The 17,471-nt window shown below is 60.9% G+C and carries 18 protein-coding genes; 11 read left to right on the forward strand and 7 right to left on the reverse strand.

The genetic code is table 11. The features are described 5' to 3' along the window. Positions 1–133 precede the first annotated feature (133 nt). The 5 genes from ACEN8Z_RS11720 (at position 134) to mnmH (ending at position 4,425) form a co-directional block, all read left to right on the forward strand. Positions 134–913 (forward strand): AraC family transcriptional regulator, encoded by a 780-nt coding sequence (locus ACEN8Z_RS11720; RefSeq protein WP_495597735.1) that lies wholly within the window; start codon positions 134–136, stop codon positions 911–913. Between the two features lie 106 nt (positions 914–1,019). Then, positions 1,020–1,193, forward strand: a complete 174-nt coding sequence (locus ACEN8Z_RS11725; protein ID WP_007982408.1) for a DUF1427 family protein — start codon at positions 1,020–1,022, stop codon at positions 1,191–1,193. A 27-nt stretch (positions 1,194–1,220) separates the two neighbouring features. Further along, on the forward strand, positions 1,221–2,177 hold the full coding sequence (locus ACEN8Z_RS11730; RefSeq protein ID WP_495597736.1) for a quinone oxidoreductase family protein: 957 nt from the start codon (positions 1,221–1,223) through the stop codon (positions 2,175–2,177). Between the two features lie 110 nt (positions 2,178–2,287). Then, positions 2,288–3,322, forward strand: a complete 1,035-nt coding sequence (selD, locus tag ACEN8Z_RS11735) for a selenide, water dikinase SelD (RefSeq protein ID WP_495597737.1) — start codon at positions 2,288–2,290, stop codon at positions 3,320–3,322. Then, complete coding sequence (gene mnmH / locus ACEN8Z_RS11740; RefSeq protein WP_495597738.1) at positions 3,322–4,425, forward strand: tRNA 2-selenouridine(34) synthase MnmH; 1,104 nt, start codon at positions 3,322–3,324, stop codon at positions 4,423–4,425. The genes selD and mnmH overlap by 1 nt, the downstream gene beginning before the upstream one ends. Before the next feature lie 138 nt (positions 4,426–4,563). Here the strand turns inward: mnmH and ACEN8Z_RS11745 are convergent, their stop codons facing one another. Further along, complete coding sequence (locus tag ACEN8Z_RS11745) at positions 4,564–5,235, reverse strand: histidine phosphatase family protein (protein WP_495597739.1); 672 nt, start codon at positions 5,233–5,235, stop codon at positions 4,564–4,566. Positions 5,236–5,602: 367 nt separating this feature from the next. On the opposite strand from ACEN8Z_RS11745, the gene ACEN8Z_RS11750 reads away from it, so the two are divergent. Further along, a complete protein-coding gene (locus tag ACEN8Z_RS11750; RefSeq protein ID WP_495597740.1) occupies positions 5,603–6,313 on the forward strand; it encodes a glutathione S-transferase family protein in 711 nt (236 codons plus the stop codon). A 121-nt stretch (positions 6,314–6,434) separates the two neighbouring features. On the opposite strand, the gene ACEN8Z_RS11755 is transcribed toward ACEN8Z_RS11750, so the two are convergent. Then, on the reverse strand, positions 6,435–7,970 hold the full coding sequence (locus ACEN8Z_RS11755; RefSeq protein WP_495597741.1) for an FAD-dependent oxidoreductase: 1,536 nt from the start codon (positions 7,968–7,970) through the stop codon (positions 6,435–6,437). A gap of 137 nt (positions 7,971–8,107) precedes the next feature. Between ACEN8Z_RS11755 and ACEN8Z_RS11760 the strand changes: the two genes are divergently transcribed. Beyond that, positions 8,108–9,199, forward strand: a complete 1,092-nt coding sequence (locus ACEN8Z_RS11760) for a DUF1615 domain-containing protein (RefSeq protein WP_495597742.1) — start codon at positions 8,108–8,110, stop codon at positions 9,197–9,199. Positions 9,200–9,274: 75 nt separating this feature from the next. Here ACEN8Z_RS11760 and ACEN8Z_RS11765 read toward each other — a convergent pair whose 3' ends face one another. Then, positions 9,275–9,715 carry a phage infection protein gene (locus ACEN8Z_RS11765; RefSeq protein WP_495597743.1) on the reverse strand — a complete coding sequence of 147 codons (441 nt, stop codon included), beginning with the start codon at positions 9,713–9,715 and terminating at the stop codon, positions 9,275–9,277. Positions 9,716–9,951: 236 nt separating this feature from the next. Here ACEN8Z_RS11765 and ACEN8Z_RS11770 point away from each other — a divergent pair, with 236 nt between their 5' ends. Next, on the forward strand, positions 9,952–10,575 hold the full coding sequence (locus ACEN8Z_RS11770) for a glutathione S-transferase family protein (protein ID WP_495597744.1): 624 nt from the start codon (positions 9,952–9,954) through the stop codon (positions 10,573–10,575). A gap of 127 nt (positions 10,576–10,702) precedes the next feature. On the opposite strand, the gene ACEN8Z_RS11775 is transcribed toward ACEN8Z_RS11770, so the two are convergent. Further along, positions 10,703–11,143 (reverse strand): CBS domain-containing protein, encoded by a 441-nt coding sequence (locus ACEN8Z_RS11775; RefSeq protein WP_204934462.1) that lies wholly within the window; start codon positions 11,141–11,143, stop codon positions 10,703–10,705. A 331-nt stretch (positions 11,144–11,474) separates the two neighbouring features. Here ACEN8Z_RS11775 and ACEN8Z_RS11780 point away from each other — a divergent pair, with 331 nt between their 5' ends. Next, entirely contained in the window at positions 11,475–13,835 is a 2,361-nt protein-coding gene (locus tag ACEN8Z_RS11780; protein WP_495597745.1) for a DNA polymerase II, read from the forward strand. On the opposite strand, the gene ACEN8Z_RS11785 is transcribed toward ACEN8Z_RS11780, so the two are convergent. Both ACEN8Z_RS11785 and ACEN8Z_RS11790 read right to left on the reverse strand, forming a co-directional pair. Further along, positions 13,800–14,270 carry a DUF1810 domain-containing protein gene (locus ACEN8Z_RS11785; protein WP_008004122.1) on the reverse strand — a complete coding sequence of 157 codons (471 nt, stop codon included), beginning with the start codon at positions 14,268–14,270 and terminating at the stop codon, positions 13,800–13,802. The genes ACEN8Z_RS11780 and ACEN8Z_RS11785 overlap by 36 nt on opposite strands. Positions 14,271–14,299: 29 nt before the next feature. Continuing rightward, on the reverse strand, positions 14,300–15,121 hold the full coding sequence (locus tag ACEN8Z_RS11790) for an aldo/keto reductase (RefSeq protein ID WP_008004123.1): 822 nt from the start codon (positions 15,119–15,121) through the stop codon (positions 14,300–14,302). Between the two features lie 368 nt (positions 15,122–15,489). Between ACEN8Z_RS11790 and ACEN8Z_RS11795 the strand changes: the two genes are divergently transcribed. After that, positions 15,490–16,275, forward strand: a complete 786-nt coding sequence (locus ACEN8Z_RS11795; RefSeq protein WP_495597746.1) for a sulfite exporter TauE/SafE family protein — start codon at positions 15,490–15,492, stop codon at positions 16,273–16,275. Between the two features lie 20 nt (positions 16,276–16,295). Here ACEN8Z_RS11795 and ACEN8Z_RS11800 read toward each other — a convergent pair whose 3' ends face one another. Then, positions 16,296–16,664: a VOC family protein gene (locus ACEN8Z_RS11800; RefSeq protein ID WP_495597747.1), complete on the reverse strand. Its 369-nt coding sequence runs from the start codon at positions 16,662–16,664 to the stop codon at positions 16,296–16,298. Positions 16,665–16,844: 180 nt separating this feature from the next. Between ACEN8Z_RS11800 and ACEN8Z_RS11805 the strand changes: the two genes are divergently transcribed. Next, positions 16,845–17,405, forward strand: coding sequence for a DUF4174 domain-containing protein (locus ACEN8Z_RS11805; RefSeq protein ID WP_495597748.1), 561 nt, complete (start codon positions 16,845–16,847; stop codon positions 17,403–17,405). Positions 17,406–17,471 lie beyond the last annotated feature (66 nt).

The following is a 17,471-nucleotide window of genomic DNA, read 5'->3' on the forward strand; positions in this document are numbered from 1 at the left end:
TCCCTGTTGTACATAAACGGATCGCGTGCCATCAGGAAAATTCACTCCGATTGTAGGACGGCGGCGGTTGCTGGCGACAAGTTCGGTGCCTCGTTACCATGGAGGTCTTCCCGAACCCCAATGAACATTGACCATGGCCCTCGCCGCACCGCCCGACCTGAGTGACACCGACGTGCCCGTGCAACCGCTGGCTCGCACCTATCCGCGCGGGTTGTACATCGAGCCCCACGAGCACGTCTGGGGCCAGTTGCTGTATGCAATGAGCGGGGTGATGTGGGTCGAGACGCCGCACGAGGCGCTGGTGGTGCCGCCGCAGCGGGCGGTGTGGTTGCCACCCGGCGTGCCCCACGGGATTCGCGTGGTGTCCGATCTGCAAATGCGCAATATCTACTTGCGCCCGTCCCTGGCGGCGACCCTGGGTGACAGCGTGCAAGTCATCGAGGTCGGCGGCTTGCTGCGCGAACTGATTGTCGGTCTGGTGGAGCAGGGCAACGACGGGCCGCCCGAGTATTACGACGCGTTGGTGAGCCTGGCGCTGCTGGAGCTCAAGCGGGCGAGACGCTCGCTGCTGAAAATCCCGCTGCCGGATGATTCCGACCGACGGCTGATGAACCTGTGTCAGGCGGTCATGTCGGCGCCATCGCTGGATATTCCATTCGAACAACACGCAGAAACTGCCGGTGCCAGCGTGCGGACCCTGGCGCGGCTGTTCAAGGACGGTTTGGGCATGGGCTTCGCCGAGTGGCGGCGTCAGGTGCAATTGGCAACGGCGGTGGCCGGGTTGATCCAGGGCGTACCGGTCAGCGCGATTGCCCGCGAGCTGGGCTATTCGCCGAGCAGCTTCAGCGACATGTTTCGTCGCGAACTGGGTGTTGCCCCTTCGCAGTTTCCTGCGGCGCAACCCCAGGACTGAATTCGTGGGTGTCATGCATTGGCCGAAATTCAGAAGCACTTGACCGATGCCCGCAGGCGTCGCCCTCTAGACTCGGCGCATACCTCAATTGCCCCCGGAGTCTGCCATGAACTACCTCATGTCATTGGCCATCGGTCTGGGCGTCGGTCTGCTCTACGGCGCCCTGGATTTCCGTTCCCCTGCACCCCCGGCCATCGCGCTGGTTGGCCTGCTCGGCATGCTCGCCGGCGAAAAGCTCTGGCCGATGGGGCGGGAGCTGGTGGCTGGCTGGATTTCCTGAACCCTCTTTGACTCGATGGATACGCCCATGAAAGCTCTGCAATTCGATAAAACCGGTGATCTCTCGGCCCTGCGCTACGTTGAGGTGCCTACCCCCGTTCCCGGCGCCGATGAAGTGCTGGTCGAAATCAAGGCCGCTGGCCTCAACCCCAGCGATGTGAAGAACGTGCTGGGGCGTTTTCCCTACACCACCTTGCCGCGGATTCCCGGTCGCGATTTTGCCGGTGTCGTCGTGGCCGGCCCGCAGGCGTTGATCGGTCAGGAAGTCTGGGGCACGGGCAAGGAACTTGGCTTTTTCGCCGACGGTTCCCATGCGCAGTTCGTCAAGCTGCCGGCCAATGGTGTGGCGCTCAAACCCACGCACTTGAGCTTCGCCCAGGCCGCCAGCCTCGGCGTGCCATACACCACGGCGTGGGATGCGCTGGAACGCAGCCTGGTGACGGCCGAAACCCGATTGCTGGTCATCGGTGGCGGGGCGGTCGGCAGTGCCGCCCTGGCCTTGGCCAAGGTGCGCGGCGCCCGGGTGCTGGCGGCCGCGCGGCGTCCGGAGCAGGTCATGGACTTGCAGGGCCAGGGCTATCAGACCCTTCAACTGGATAAACCCGAAGACCTCGGGGCTCAGGTCAACGCCGTCTATGCCGGCGGTGCCGACGTGATTTTCGACACCACCGGATTCTGGCTGCCGGCTTCGGTGCCAGCCCTGGCCGCGTTCGGCCGTATCGCGATCATCGCGGCGCCTGTGGACGGTCACGTGCAGTTGCCGGCCCTGGCGTTGTATCGCAAGGGTGGCTCCGTGGTAGGGATCAACTCGTTGCTGTACGGGGTGCAGGCGTGTGCGGCGATGCTCGAGCAGTTCGGCCGGTTTTTCGATCAGGACCTGTTGCCGTTGCCCCAAGGCTTGTTCGAGTCGCCATTGGCCGAAGGCCTGGAGCGTTATGCCGAAGTGAGTCAGGGCAGTGGCGACAAGGTGATTCTGCTGCCATAACCCAACCTTTGTGGGAGCGGGCTTGCTCCCACAAGGTCCATGGTCGTGCAACGCCTTGCGCAGGCCTCGCTCTGCTAGAATCGGCCCCATTGACCCAATGAGGTGCCCCTATGAGCGAACCGATTCGCCTGACCCAATACAGCCACGGCGCTGGATGCGGTTGCAAGATTTCTCCCCAGGTGCTGGAAGTGATCCTGGCCGGCAGCGGGGCGCAGAACCTCGACCCGAAGCTTTGGGTCGGCAATGCCTCGCGCGACGACGCGGCGGTGTATGCCATCGATGAAGAGCGCGGCGTGGTCTCGACCACGGACTTTTTCATGCCGATCGTCGACGATCCCTTCGATTTCGGCCGAATTGCCGCCACCAATGCCATCAGCGACATCTATGCGATGGGGGGCGACCCCTTGATGGCGATTGCGATTCTGGGCTGGCCGGTGAATGTGCTGGCGCCGGAAATTGCCCGGGAAGTGATACGCGGCGGGCGTTCGGTGTGCGACGCGGCGGGCATCCCGCTGGCAGGCGGGCATTCCATCGACGCGCCAGAACCGATATTTGGCCTGGCCGTCACCGGTCTGGTGGAAAAGCGCCACATGAAGCGCAACGACACCGCCACGGCCGGCTGTCTGCTCTATCTCACCAAGCCCCTGGGCATCGGCATCCTTACGACCGCCGAGAAAAAGGGCAAGTTGCGTAACACCGACATCGGCCTGGCCAGGGACTGGATGTGCACCCTGAACAAACCCGGCAGCCGTTTCGGCAAGCTCGACGGCGTGACCGCGATGACCGATGTCACCGGTTTCGGCCTGCTCGGGCACCTGGTGGAAATGGCCGACGGCAGCCAGCTCACGGCGCGCATTGAATATGACCGAGTACCGCGCTTGCCGGGGGTCGAGTATTACCTGGAACAGGGCTGCGTACCGGGCGGGACACTGCGCAATTTCGACAGCTACGCCAGCAAGCTCGGACGCCTTCAGGAACTGCACAAGCGCGTGCTCTGCGACCCGCAGACCAGTGGTGGCCTGCTGATTGCCGTGACGCCTGAAGGCAACGAGCAATTCCTTTCGGTGGCCGCCGAACTGGGCCTGAGCCTGGAACCGATCGGTGAACTGGTCGAGCGACAGAGCAACGCGGTCGAGGTGTTTTGATGTCTGTTGATTTCACCGATTACCGCGACATCTTCCTCAACGACCGGCCAATGATGGATACCCGCGCGCCGGTCGAATTCAACAAGGGCTCGTTTCCCGGTGTGGTCAACCTGCCGTTGATGAATGACCTTGAACGTCAGCGGGTCGGCACCTGCTACAAACAGCACGGCCAGCAAGCGGCCATCGTGCTGGGGCATCAATTGGTGTCGGGCGCGATCAAGGCCGAACGCATCCAGGCCTGGGCCGATTTTGCCCGGGCACATCCGGACGGCTATCTGTATTGCTTTCGCGGCGGCTTGCGCTCGCAGATTGTCCAGCAATGGCTCAGGGACGAGGCTGGCATCGACTACCCACGGGTGGGTGGCGGCTACAAGGCCATGCGTACCTTCCTGCTGGACACCCTCGATCAGGCGGTTGCCCAGTGCGATTTCGTCCTGTTGGGCGGGATGACCGGCACCGGCAAAACCGAGGTGCTCACGCAGCTGAGCAACGGGGTGGACCTTGAAGGTCATGCCAACCATCGCGGTTCCAGTTTCGGCAAACGTGCCACCGGACAGCCTTCCAACATCGACTTCGAAAACCGCCTGGCTGTGGACGTACTGAAGAAGCGTGCCCGGGGCATTGAGCAGTTTGTACTGGAAGACGAAAGCCGCGCGGTGGGCAGTTGTGCGTTGCCGTTACCGCTGTACCAGGGCATGCAGCAGTTCCCGATGGTCTGGCTGGAAGACAGCCTGGAAGGTCGGGTCGAGCGGATCCTGCGCGATTACGTGGTGGATCTGTGCGCCGAATTCATCGGCGTGCATGGCGAGGAGGGCTTTGCGCTGTTCTCCGAACGGTTGCTGGCGAGCCTGAATAATGTGCAGAAACGCCTGGGTGGCGAACGTCATCAACGCATGTTGATTTTGATGGAGGAGGCGTTGGCGGAGCAGGCCCGCAGTGGCGCGGTGGATCTGCACCGGGGCTGGATCGAAGGGTTGCTGCGCGAGTATTACGACCCGATGTACGCGTTTCAGCGGGAGAAGAAAGACGCACGGATCGAGTTTGCCGGGGAGCGAGGGGCGGTTCTTGAGTACTTGCGCGAGCGGGTGAATCAGAAGGGGTGAGGGTGCTTTTGCCGGCCTCATCGCGAGCAGGCTCGCTCCCACACTGGATTTACGCCGTACACAAAACCTGTGTTCAACGAAGATCTACTGTGGGAGCGAGCTTGCTCGCGATGAGGCCCGCTAAAGCAACGCACAACCTCAGGTCGGGCAAGTCTGCGAGCCATTATCCAGGCCTTGCTTGTACACATGGCTCTGCACACTGGCCTTGCCGTTCTGCCAGGTCAGGGTGAGCACATACAGCGAGTCATAATCGCTGGACTCCCAGTCATCCGTGATGGTCATTTTCTTGCCGGTGGCGTCGCCGGCCACCGTGTTGATCAGCTCCGGCAGGTAGCCGTGGGACCAGGCCGTGTAAATGACCGAGTTGTGATACTTGTCGCGTAGCAGCTCTTCGGCCAGGTCACTGGTGTCATTGGCGGAAAAATTGATGTTCACCGGCAGGCCCAGCTTGATGGCACTGGGGCTGATGGTCATCAGGGGGCGGATGTAGCTGTAGGAGTTGTCGAACTCGCCTTCCTCGACGTTACGGGTCGGGTTGGCCGCGAACACATAGTTGGCCTTGCCGAATTTTTCCGGCAGCAGGGTGGCCAGGTCGATGGCGCGGTTGAGCCCCTGGCAATTGAGCTGGCCCAGGCCGCCCGCGGGTTTTTCCCCGTGGCGCAGGAACACCAGCGTCTGGGTGCCATCCATCGGTTGGGCGCGGCTCAGGCTGGATTCCAGCGACAGGAACAACGCGCTGACCACCAACAAGGCGGGCAACAAGAGGTAGGCGCGATGCTTGTAGCGTCTGGCAAAGTTGAACAGGTTCATGAATAAAGGGATCTTCAGCGCGATTCGGTTAAGGCTGACACACCTTTACACCACGATTGTCCTGTGTCGAGTGTTTTCCATGTCATTGAAACCGTCCGTTTTCAAAGGGGTGGTGCTCAGAGTCCCCTGAACCCGTTTGGTTCGATTCCGGCCGAGTGCGCGGCAATGTACCGGTAACCCTCGCGGGTTTGCAGAGAAGGTTATCGACAGGATGTTGCGGATTGATGGACACACTACACCGGATGGTGTTGAAACAGTCGTGATCTCTTTTGATCTCCTCTATCAGCGAGATTGATGGCTTCAAGGGATCGCTGACCCGATATCTACATTATGATCGTCACTCTCAATGTCTTCGTGGATCCCGCCCATGACCGATTTGTCCTCATTCCCCATCACCCGCAAGTGGCCTGCCCAGTATCCGGAGTGGATTCAGCTGTACTCCTTGCCGACTCCCAACGGCGTCAAGGTCTCGATCATGCTCGAAGAGATCGGCCTGCCTTATGAACCTCACCGGGTAGGCTTCGACACCAACGACCAGATGTCCCCGGAATTTCTGTCGCTCAACCCCAACAACAAGATCCCGGCGATCCTCGACCCCCACGGTCCGGACGACCGGCCGCTGGCGTTGTTCGAGTCGGGGGCGATTCTGATCTACCTGGCGGACAAGAGCGGGCAACTGCTGGCCCAGGAATCGGCAGCGCGCTACGAAACGATTCAGTGGCTGATGTTCCAGATGGGCGGGATCGGCCCGATGTTCGGCCAGCTCGGGTTTTTCAACAAGTTCGCCGGCAAGGACTACGAAGACAAGCGTCCCCGTGACCGCTACGTCGAGGAAAGCAGACGCCTGCTCAAGGTGCTCGATGGCCGGCTGGAAGGGCGCGACTGGATCATGGGCGAGCGCTACACCATCGCCGACATCGCCACTTTCCCGTGGGTGCGCAACCTGATCGGTTTCTATGAAGCCGGCGATCTGGTGGGTATTCAGAACTTCCCTAACGTCACGCGGGTGCTGGAGCGCTTCCTGGCGCGGCCGGCGGTGGTGCGCGGGTTGCAGATTCCAAGCCCGGTCGCCAGCTGATACATCGCATAACCTGTGGGAGCGGGCTTGCTCGCGAAGGCGGTGGGTCAGTCACTCTAAATGTCGCCTGACACTACGCCTTCGCGAGCAAGCCCGCTCCCACATTTTGATCTGCGTTGAATCAGGGAGCGCCAAAAAACGGCCGGATCCCGTGGTGTTTGAAATACCGTTCGATCACTTTCGGGTCCGAGCACGTTTCGGCAATCGCCACATAGGTATCGGGCCGTAACAGATAAAAGCCGTTGCGCCCCAGACCCGCCGCCTCGAACGCCGGTCGCCAGTCGAACACATGCAGCGGCAGATGGTGCTCCTGGCACCAGGCGATCATCTCGTCGCTGGTGTCGCCATAGACATGCACCTGCCAGGTCAGGCACTTGAGCGATTCAAAATTATCCCCCTCACCGTCATGGGCCCAGGGCAGGCGGTCGCCGCCATGCACATGCCCGGCAATGCCCGTGCTCAGCGGCATTCCACGATAATTCAGGGTGATCTGCGACACCGTGCGAAACAGGAATTCGCGGGAGGTTTCGAACGAGGTTATTTTCGGTATCAAGAACGGTGCCAGGCGTGTACGCAGCAGATCGGCCATCCGTCCTTCGGCGGTAATGAAGTTGAAGACCCGGTCGGTGGTGGCCACCAGTTTGCGGGCAAACGCGATGCGCTCGGTTTCATAGGTGTCGAGCAGCCTGGCCTCGGCGCCGCCGCTCAACACGGCCGCCAGCTTCCATGCCAGGTTGATGGCATCACCAATCCCGGTGTTCATGCCCTGGCCGCCCGCCGGGCTGTGCACGTGGGCGGCATCCCCCAGCAAAAACGCCCGGTCTTTGCGGAAGTGATCCGCCACCCGATGATGCACGCGATAGGTCGAAAACCAGTTCAGTTGCTCGATCTTCACCTTCATGTGCTCGATGGCCCGGCTGCTGACGTCCTCGAAGCGCAGGGTTTCGGCGTGTTCGGCGCGCTCGTCGCGCACCGTGCCGATCAGACGGGCACGACCACTGTCTCCCAGTGGGAACACGGCGAGGAAGTCCGCCTCGTCGAGATCCACATGCAGTTCGCCGTTGAATGTCGGGCCGCTGGCCTGCACGTCGGCGACGTAGAAAATCTGCTGGTAGGTCCCGCCGGGAAACCCTGTATCCAGGGTCTTGCGCACAATCGACCGCGCACCGTCGCACCCGGCCAGGTAACAGGCCTGGCAGGTTTCCTGCTGGCCGTCGGGCAGGTGCAGCGTGGCCGTGATGCCCTCTGCGGTTTGCTCGAAGCCTGCCAGTTCAGTGTTGCGCTCCACCGTAATGCCGAAGGCTTCCAGGCGTTCGATCAGCAGCCGTTCATGTTCATCCTGCGGGAAGATCTCGAGAAACGAGTAGGGGGTCAGGCCTTCACCGATCTGAGACAGGGGCAGTCGCGCCACGGGCTCACCCTTGACCCAGAAGTTGCCGGCCACCACGTGATGACCGTTTTGCACCACGGCGTCGTCCAGTCCGAGCTGGCGATACAACTCCAGCGTCCGTGCCTGGACGGCCAGTGCCCGGGACGTGGTGCCGGGGGCGGAGGTTTTGTCGACGATTCGCACGCGCACGCCCAGTTTGCTCAGCCACAACGCCAGGACCAGCCCGGTCGGGCCGGCGCCGATGATCAACACGTCGCTACGGTGCATGAACCTGTCCTCCTCGCTACGTGGATCAAGTATGGTCCAGTCGGGGAGGGCGGCAACCATCGGACTACCACGACCGTAGCCGCTGGCATGCCATTGGTCGTATGGTTGACCCGGACCAACGGATCAGATGGAACGACATGCAAATCAGATTGATCACAAGCGTCGCCGTGTTGCTGGTATTGGCCGGTTGCGGCAGCCAGCGAACCCAGGAACCGGCGGCGCGCAGTCCGGCCGAAGTGAAGGCCGAGATTGTGCGTTTGCTGCCGGCCAAAGCTGCCGATCCTCAGGGATGGGCCACTGATATCCAGGTGGCATTTGCCGCGCAAGACATCTCGCCGACCACGCAAAACCTGTGCTCGGTGCTGGCCGTGACCGAACAGGAGTCGACCTTTCAGGTCGATCCGGGCGTACCGGGCCTGGGCAAGATCGCCCGCGACGAGATCGACCGTCGCGCTGCCAGGGCACACATTCCCGGCCTGTTGGTGAGCGGTGCATTAAAGCTCGATTCCCCCAACGGCAAAAGCTACAGCGAGCGCCTGAATGCCGCGCGCAGTGAAAAGGAACTGAGCGCGATTTTCGACGACTTCATCAGCATGGTGCCCATGGGCAAAACCCTGTTCGCAGGCTTCAACCCGGTGCATACCGGCGGACCGATGCAGGTCGGCATTGATTTTGCCGAGCAGCAGGCCAAGGGCTATCCGTACCCGGTGAAGGGCTCGATTCGTCATGAAGTGTTCACCCGGCGCGGCGGCATGTATTTCGGTATCGCGCATCTGCTTGGGTATCCGGTGAGCTACCCACAACCGCTGTACCGTTTTGCGGACTTCAACGCGGGTTGGTACGCCAGCCGCAACGCCGCGTTTCAGAACGCGGTGAGCCGGGCTTCCGGTATTCCGTTGGCGCTGGATGGCGACCTGGTGCGCTACGGTTCGATCATGCCCGGCACCACGGAACTGGCCGTGCGCACCCTCGGCAAACAACTGGGCATGCGCAACCCGACGATCCGCGAGCAACTGGAAGAGGGGAAAACCCTGGGGTTCGAAAACAGCAAACTCTATCGGCGGGTTTACGAGCTGGCCGAACAGGCCGAGGGCCGGCCGTTACCCCGTGAGGTGTTACCCGGGATCGTGCTGCAAAGCCCGAAAATCACCCGCAAACTCACCACCGCGTGGTTCGCCAAACGGGTCGATGAACGTTACCAGCGCTGCATGGCGCGGGCAGGGAATTAATCGCGGCGAAAAACGCATAAAAAACCCGGCGGGTGAGGCCGGGTTTTCATTGAGTCCTGCGCTAAAGCACTGCATTCAGACAGCGCGGCTTTCGATCAGACGGTCGGAACCGCCTTCGGCAACGCGGTTTTGCAGCAGCTTGTCGGAACCGCCTTCGGCAACGCGGTTTTGCAGCAGCTTGTCGGAACCGCCTTCGGCAACGCGGTTTTGCAGCAGTTTGTCGGAACCACCTTCGGCGACGCGGTTTTGCAGCAGTTTGTCGGAACCACCTTCAGCGACGCGGTTTTGCAGCAGTTTGTCGGAGCCACCTTCGGCAACACGCTTTTCCAGCAGGCGATTCGAACCACCTTCGGCCACTCGATTCTCGATCAGACGATCGGAACCACCCTCAGCTACACGGCTTTCAATCAGACGATGCGAGCCGCCTTCAGCGACCACAGGTTGAGCAGAGGTGGCGGCGAAAGCGTTAACGGCGAAAACCGAGAAAGCGATGCTGAGAAGGGTTTGGCGTTTCATGACGGTGTGCTCCGGGGGGTAATGGGTTGGTATGGAGCAGATGTTACGCCGGGGATTTTTTATGAGAACTTCATTGAGATGATGGTGAACATCGACGGCAATGATAGGACCCGCGTCATGCCTCGTGTGGGCGTGATGGTGCGGTCGTCGGATGGCCGCTGTGTGGCGGGTGGCGGCTTCTACACTGGATAGCTTGATGCGGCACTGCAGGGGGCGCGGTGTGAAAGGAGACGTTTATGTACCAGCTCTACGGTTATCAGAACTCCGGGGCGGCGGCCATCGAAGCCGCCCTTGAACTCTGCGATATTCCTTATCGCTTCATCGATGTCGAGACCTCCGCGGAGGCGGCCCAGGCGCTGGAGAAACTCAACCCGCTCAAACAGATTCCGACCTTGCAGCTGCCCGACGGCGGCGTCCTGACCGAAAGCGCGGCGATCCTGATTCACCTCGGGTTGACCTATCCTGCGTCGGGGTTGTTGCCGCCAGACCCGGCCGAGCGGGCCCAGGCCATTCGCGGCATGGCGTACATCGTCAGCAATTGCTATGCGGCCATCGGCATCATCGACTACCCCGAACGCTGGCTGGCCGAGGCGGATGAGTCGTCCAGGCAGAACCTCATGGAGGGCGCCCGCCGGCGCCTGCACTGGAGTTGGGAGGTGTTTGCCGATCAGTTCTCGGGCGAGTTGTACCTGGGCAGCGAGAAACCAGGGGCCCTGGATGTACTGGCGGCGGTGATTTCGCGATGGGCGGGCAGTCGGGAACATCTGCGCAGTGCCCGGCCGGGTTTTTTCGCCTGGCTGGAACGCATCGACCGCCACCCGGCACTGGCACCGGTATTCGCCCGGCATTGGCCGACCTGAGAACACTGAAAACCAAATGTGGGAGCGGGCTTGCTCGCGAAGGCGGTGTGTCAGACAGCATTAATGATGTCTGACACACCGCCTTCGCGAGCAAGCCCGCTCCCACATTGGTTTTCGGCGTGTCGAATTATTCCCCGCGAATGTACTGTTCCAGCTGCTTGATCAGTTCCGCCTGTTCGGCGATCGCTTCCTTGACCAGGTCACCGATCGACAGCAGGCCGATCAACTTGCCATCTTCGACCACCGGCAAGTGACGCAGGCGTTTATCGGACATGATGCCCAGGCAGGTCTCCACGGTTTGATGGGTGTCGACAGTAATCACCGGCGACACCATGATGTCGCGCACCGGCGTGCCCACCGAAGAGCGGCCGTGCAGCACCAGTTTGCGTGCATAGTCCCGTTCGCTGATGATGCCCAGCACTTCATCATTCTCCACCACCAACAAGGCGCCGACGTTTTTCTCGGCCATCTTCATCAGCGCTTCGAGCACCATGTGATCGGGTTTGATCTGGTGCACTTCCTGATTCTTCTGATCTTTGAGCTTGAGCAGTTGGGCGACGGTTTTCATGGTGGTTACTCGGGTGTTGTCGTTGTCCTTGAAGAATCGTAGACGCAAGCGTTCAGGGCAAGGGCGAAAGCGGCAGATAACGCGCAAAAAACGTCATTCGGCGATTTTTCTTCGGCAAACCTCGTATTTCTGGCCAACACCCCCCTGTAGGAGCGAGCCTGCTCGCGATGGCGGACTGTCAGCCAATATCTTTGTTGAATGTTTATCCGCAATCGCGAGCAGGCTCGCTCCTACAGAGGGAGGTGTCTGCCTGGCAGGCCTGCGGCAAACGCGCTATCGCGACGGATGACGGGTAGAATCACCCTCTGAATCAGTTTCGAGGTTTGCAGTGGTGGATCTACAGCAGGGCTTCGTCCTGACCCGGCATTGGCACGACACCCCGGCCGGTACGGAAGTCGAGTTCTGGCTGGCGACTGACAGCGGTCCCCGGCGAATCCGCTTGCCTTTCCAGCCCTCGGTGGCGTTCATCCCTGCTGCGCAGCGTCAGGCGGCCGAAAGCGTTTTGCATGACGAGAAGAACGTCGAGCTCAGGCCCTTGGCCCTGCAGGATTTCGAGCATCGCCCGGTCCTCGGTCTTTACTGCCGGCAACATGGCCAGTTGATGCGCCTGGAAACCGCACTGCGCCGGGCCGGTGTCGAGGTGTTCGAAGCCGACGTGCGTCCGCCGGAACGCTACATGATGGAACGCTTCATCACCGCGCCGGTGCGCTTCGGTGGCACGCCGAATGCCGAGGGGCTGCTGCTCGATGCGCAGATGAAACCCGATCCCGACTATCGGCCGAGCTTGAAACTGGTGTCTCTGGACATCGAGACCACGGCCCAGGGCGAGTTGTATTCGATTGCCCTGGAAGGTTGCGGCGAGCGTCAGGTGTATATGCTCGGTCCACCCAATGGCAACGCTAGCCAGGTGGATTTCCAGCTCGAATACTGTGATTCGCGGACCCTGTTGCTGAAGAAACTCAACGACTGGTTTGCCCGGTTCGACCCCGACGCGATCATCGGCTGGAACGTCGTGCAGTTCGATTTGCGGGTGCTTCACGAGCACGCCCGGCGCCTGGCGGTGCCGTTGAAACTGGGGCGTGGCGGCGAGGAAATGCAGTGGCGCGAACACGGCAGCGGCAACCACTACTTCGCCTCGGCGGCTGGCCGCTTGATCATCGACGGTATCGAGTCCCTGCGTTCGGCGACCTGGAGTTTCCCTTCGTTCAGCCTGGAAAACGTCGCGCAAACCTTGCTCGGCGAAGGCAAATCCATCGACAACCCGTACCAGCGCATGGACGAAATCAATCGCATGTTCGCCGAGGACAAACCGGCGCTGGCCAAATACAACCTCAAGGACTGCGAACTGGTCACGCGGATTTTCGCCAGGACCGAGTTGCTCACCTTCCTGCTGGAGCGGGCCAGCGTCACGGGACTTCCGGCCGATCGCATGGGCGGTTCGGTGGCGGCATTCACCCACCTGTACATGCCGCTGATGCACCGTCAGGGTTTCGTTGCGCCGAACCTCGGTGGCAAGCCGCCGCAAGCCAGCCCGGGCGGTTTCGTCATGGATTCGCAACCGGGACTGTACGAATCGGTGCTGGTGCTGGACTACAAAAGCCTCTATCCGTCGATCATCCGCACCTTCCTGATCGACCCCGTGGGGCTGATAGAAGGGCTCAAGCACCCGGACGACAGCGAGTCGGTGCCGGGCTTTCGTGGCGCGCGCTTTTCTCGCACCCGGCATTGCCTGCCATCCATCGTCGCCCGGGTCGCCGAAGGCCGGGAAACCGCCAAGCGCGAACACAACGCACCGCTGTCCCAGGCGCTGAAAATCATCATGAACGCCTTCTACGGCGTACTCGGCTCCAGCGGTTGTCGCTTCTTCGACACACGTCTGGCCTCGTCGATCACCTTGCGCGGGCACGAGATCATGCTGCGTACCCGCCAGTTGATCGAAGCGCAGGGGCATGCGGTGATTTACGGCGACACCGACTCGACGTTCGTCTGGCTGCGTCGCGCCCATGGCCAGCAGGAGGCGGCGCAGATCGGCCATGCACTGGTCGCTTACGTCAATCAGTGGTGGCGCGAGCACGTGCAGCAGGAATACGGCTTGCAAAGCGTTCTCGAGTTGCAGTTCGAAACCCACTACAAGCGCTTTTTGATGCCGACCATTCGCGGTGCCGAAGAAGGCAGTAAAAAGCGCTACGCCGGACTGGTGACCCGGGCCGATGGCAGCGACGAAATGGTCTACAAAGGCCTGGAAACCGTACGCACCGATTGGTCGCTGCTGGCCCGTCAATTCCAGCAGGAGCTGTATTCACGGATTTTCCTGCGCAAGCCCTATCAGGATTATGTGCGCGACTATGTCCGCAAGACCCTGGCCGGTGAATTCGATGACCGGCTGATCTACCGCAAACGCCTGCGCCGCACCCTCGATGACTACCAGCGTAATGTCCCGCCCCACGTACGCGCGGCGCGCCTGGCCGACGAGTACAACGACCGGCAGGGTCGCCCGCGGCAATACCAGAGCGGCGGCTGGATCAGCTATGTGATCACCGTCGCCGGCCCTGAACCGCTGGAAGTGCGCAGCGCCCCCATCGATTACGACCACTACATCACCCGGCAACTGCAACCGGTGGCGGACGCGATACTGCCGTTTGTCGACGACGACTTCTCAACTCTGATTGGGGGGCAGCTGGGCCTGTTTTGAGTCCATCAGCGATAAGGTCCAGTCATCCAGGATGCCGTGGAAGTATTGGTTCAAGGCTTGCTGGAACAGACTGTCGGCAGCGGCGACCTGGGCAAACAGGGTCATCGATGAATGAAACTTCAGGTCGTCGGGATGACCGAAAATCCCGGCCACCGAGCGCTCCCGGATATTCAGCACTTCCTGGGTGCAGCTGCGTAACCGGGCGCCCAGCAACGGGTGCTCAAGGTAGGCCTGGGCTTCCTCCCGCGAGTGGATGGCAAAGCGGCGCGACATCTCGCTGTCGCCGAGCCCGGCAAACTGCGGAAAAACGAACCACATCCAGTGACTGCGCTTGTGTCCGTTGCTCAACTCGTCTTGAACCCGGTCGAATACCGGGTCCTGAGCCTGGAGAAAGCGTTGCAGATTGAACGGGTCCAGGTGGTCGGTGCTTCTCATGGCGAAGCTCTCTGACAGACTGCGGTGGTTCAGACCATGGCCAGCCGCTGTTTGCGTTGTGGCGCGTGAAACGCTTGGTCCAGCGCCTCCAGATCCTCTGCTTCAAGCTGCAACCTGGCGGCCTGGGCGTTGAGGCGTACATGTTCGGGATGAACCGCTTTGGGGATGGCAATCACTGCGTCCTGACGCAGAATCCATGCCAGCGCTACCTGTGCCGGTGTCACGCCGTGACGGCTGGCTACTAGTTTGAGCGTAGCATTGGCGAGCATTTTGCCGCCTTGGCCAATCGGGCAGTAAGCCATGACCGGCAACCGCCGTTGTTGGCTCCAGGGCAGCAAATCAAATTCTATGCCGCGTTGTTCCAGGTTGTAGAGCACCTGATTGGTGGCGCAGGCCGGGGCATCCAGTTCCAGCAAGTCATCGAGATCGAAATTGGACACGCCCCAACGGCCAATCTTGCCGGCTTCGCGCAGGCGCTCGAAGGCGTCGACGGTTTCTTCCAGGGGATACTGGCCGCGCCAATGCAGTAGATACAGATCGATGTAATCGGTGCCAAGCCTGCGCAGGCTTCGCTCGCAAGCCTGGGGAATGCCCTGGCGGCTGGCATTGTGCGGGTACACCTTGCTGACCAGGAAGACGCTGTCGCGCTGGCCGGCGATGGCATCGCGGACAACTTCCTCGGCGCCGCCTTCAGCGTACATTTCAGCGGTGTCGATCAGGGTCATGCCCAGTTCGATGCCCAGGCGCAGTGCCGCGACTTCTTGCGTGTGTCGCGAGCGGTCTTCGCCCATCTGCCAGGTGCCTTGGCCAATGACCGGCACCTGAGCGCCTGCCAGTTCTAATGCGCGCATGCAAATCTCCTGTGTGTATTCGGTGAACACTTTAGGTACCGTCTTGCACCTCACTGGGCAAGCGCAAATTTCGGGTCAAAGGGTTGGCTTGAGGTTCACCCAGCATCGTCACATCGGCCTGAACAATGTCCAGAGCCTTTTGTTCCTGAATTTCCTGCCGGTGCAGTGAATCCAATTGAGAACCCTGTGGGAGCGAGCTTGCTCGCGATAGCGGTGTATCAGATGACATGGATGTCGACTGACATGCAGTCATCGCGAGCAAGCTCGCTCCTACAGGCATAAAGATAGATCGCATCGATATAACTGGTTATAAGAAATATCGCTATGCTGCGGGCCAGATTTCCCCTGCGATCTTTGTGGAAGTATTCATGGATTTAGTGAACATCGGGTTGGTGGTTGCCGGGCTGGTCGTCGGCTTCATCGTCGGCATGACTGGCGTAGGTGGCGGGTCGCTGATGACCCCGATCCTGCTTGGGTTCGGCATCAACCCGGCGACGGCGGTCGGTACCGATCTGCTGTACGCCGCCATCACCAAATCCAGCGGTGTACTGGTTCACCGCAAGAACAACAACATCGACTGGGCGATTACCGGCTGGCTGACCTTGGGCAGCGTGCCCGCGGTGGCGTTGACGCTATGGTTCCTCAGCACCCTGAACAGCGCCCCCGAGGCGATGAACGCGATCATCAAGCAGGCCCTCGGTTTTGTATTGTTTGCCACGGCACTGGCGATCCTGTTCAAGAAGCGCCTGCTCGACTTCGCCCACAAACGTGCGGGCGGCAACTACAACCCCAGCGGATTGCGCTTGAATGTGATGACAGTCATCACCGGGCTGGTCCTTGGCACCATGGTCGCGCTGACGTCCATCGGCGCTGGTGCACTGGGCACCGTGGCACTGTTCATTCTCTATCCGATGCTACCGACCCGCCGCCTGGTGGGGACTGAAATTGCCCACGCCGTGCCGTTGACCCTGGTCGCGGGCCTTGGCCATGCCAGCATGGGCAACATGGACTGGCACGTCCTGGGTTACCTGCTGGTGGGTTCGTTGCCGGGGATTTACCTGGGCAGCCACCTGACCGGGCGCATCTCCGACGAACTGCTGCGTCCTTGCCTGGCGACCATGCTGTTGTTGATCGGTTATAAACTGGCGTTCTGATTCAATCCGGTACGCCAGCTTCATTCGCGGGTGAATATTTCCAGCAGATGCCCGTCCGGGTCATCGAAATACACCCGCCGTCCTCCCGCGTAATCATTGATTTCCCTTGGCCGCTGCTTGCCCGGATCCGCCCACCACGGCTGACCGTTGGCTTGCAGGCGTGCGAAGGCTGCATCGAAATCCTCATCGCCAATCAAAAACGCATAGTGCTGGGACGCTATCGGCGGATCGTTGTCGTAGAAATCCAGTGACACGCCGTTATCGAACCTGACGACCAGCATCGGCCCGAAGGGCTCGGGGGTGGGCAGGCCGAGCAGTCCGGCCAGGAAGTTCGCCGAAACCTGCTTGTCCCGGCACCAGACGATGGTGTGGTTCAACTGAGCGCTCATGGGCAAGTCCTCACGACGGATCAAGCGGGTTGTCTTGAGTCTTCAGATTAGCCCAGCCTGTTGCGCAATGACCGCCCTGACCTAAGCTTGGGGCAAGGCGAAACACAATTGCGGTACGTCACCCGGAACGATCGCCGCGATGCGCAATCATTAGAGCGTGGATATCAAAAGGAGATGCGCATGCTGATCAGGTCACTGACCCTGGCAACCTTGCTGGCTATCGCCGGCCCCTTGTTCGCCGCCGATGACGGCTCACCGCTGGACATAGACAAGGGCAGAGTCCGGCCACTGATTGTCATCGCTCCAAGCACCGTTGATCCAATCTGGGTCAGCCTGAAAAAGTCGCTGGATGAGCCGGCCAATCGCAAGGGGTTCACCGACCGCAACATGGTGCTCTACACCGTGCTCAATCTGATGGGCCAGCGCGACGGCAAAGACCTCGGGCCACAAGACACGGCGGCGCTGATCCGTTCGCTCAAGCTGGGCGCCGGCGCCAGGACCAAGGTGATACTGGTCGGCAAGGACGGCGAAAAGAAACTTGAACAATCGGACGCCATCAAGCTGGAAGAGATTTTCAGCGCTGTCGATCAATTGCCGGCAGCCGAGAAAGAATTTACGGCGACGGTGACCGCTCCCGTTGCTGAAGCCGAGCCGGCGGCCAAAGGTGCCAAAGGTGCCAAGGCTGGAAAAAGCGGCAAACCGGCGAAGCCCGCCAAACCGCCCGAAATGCCGGATGATTGAGCCGGAATTTCAGGTGGGGAGCAGAGGACCTGTGGGAGCGAGCTTGCTCGCGATGGCGTCTTAACA

It is taken from the genome of Pseudomonas sp. Pseusp10 (assembly GCF_059492225.1).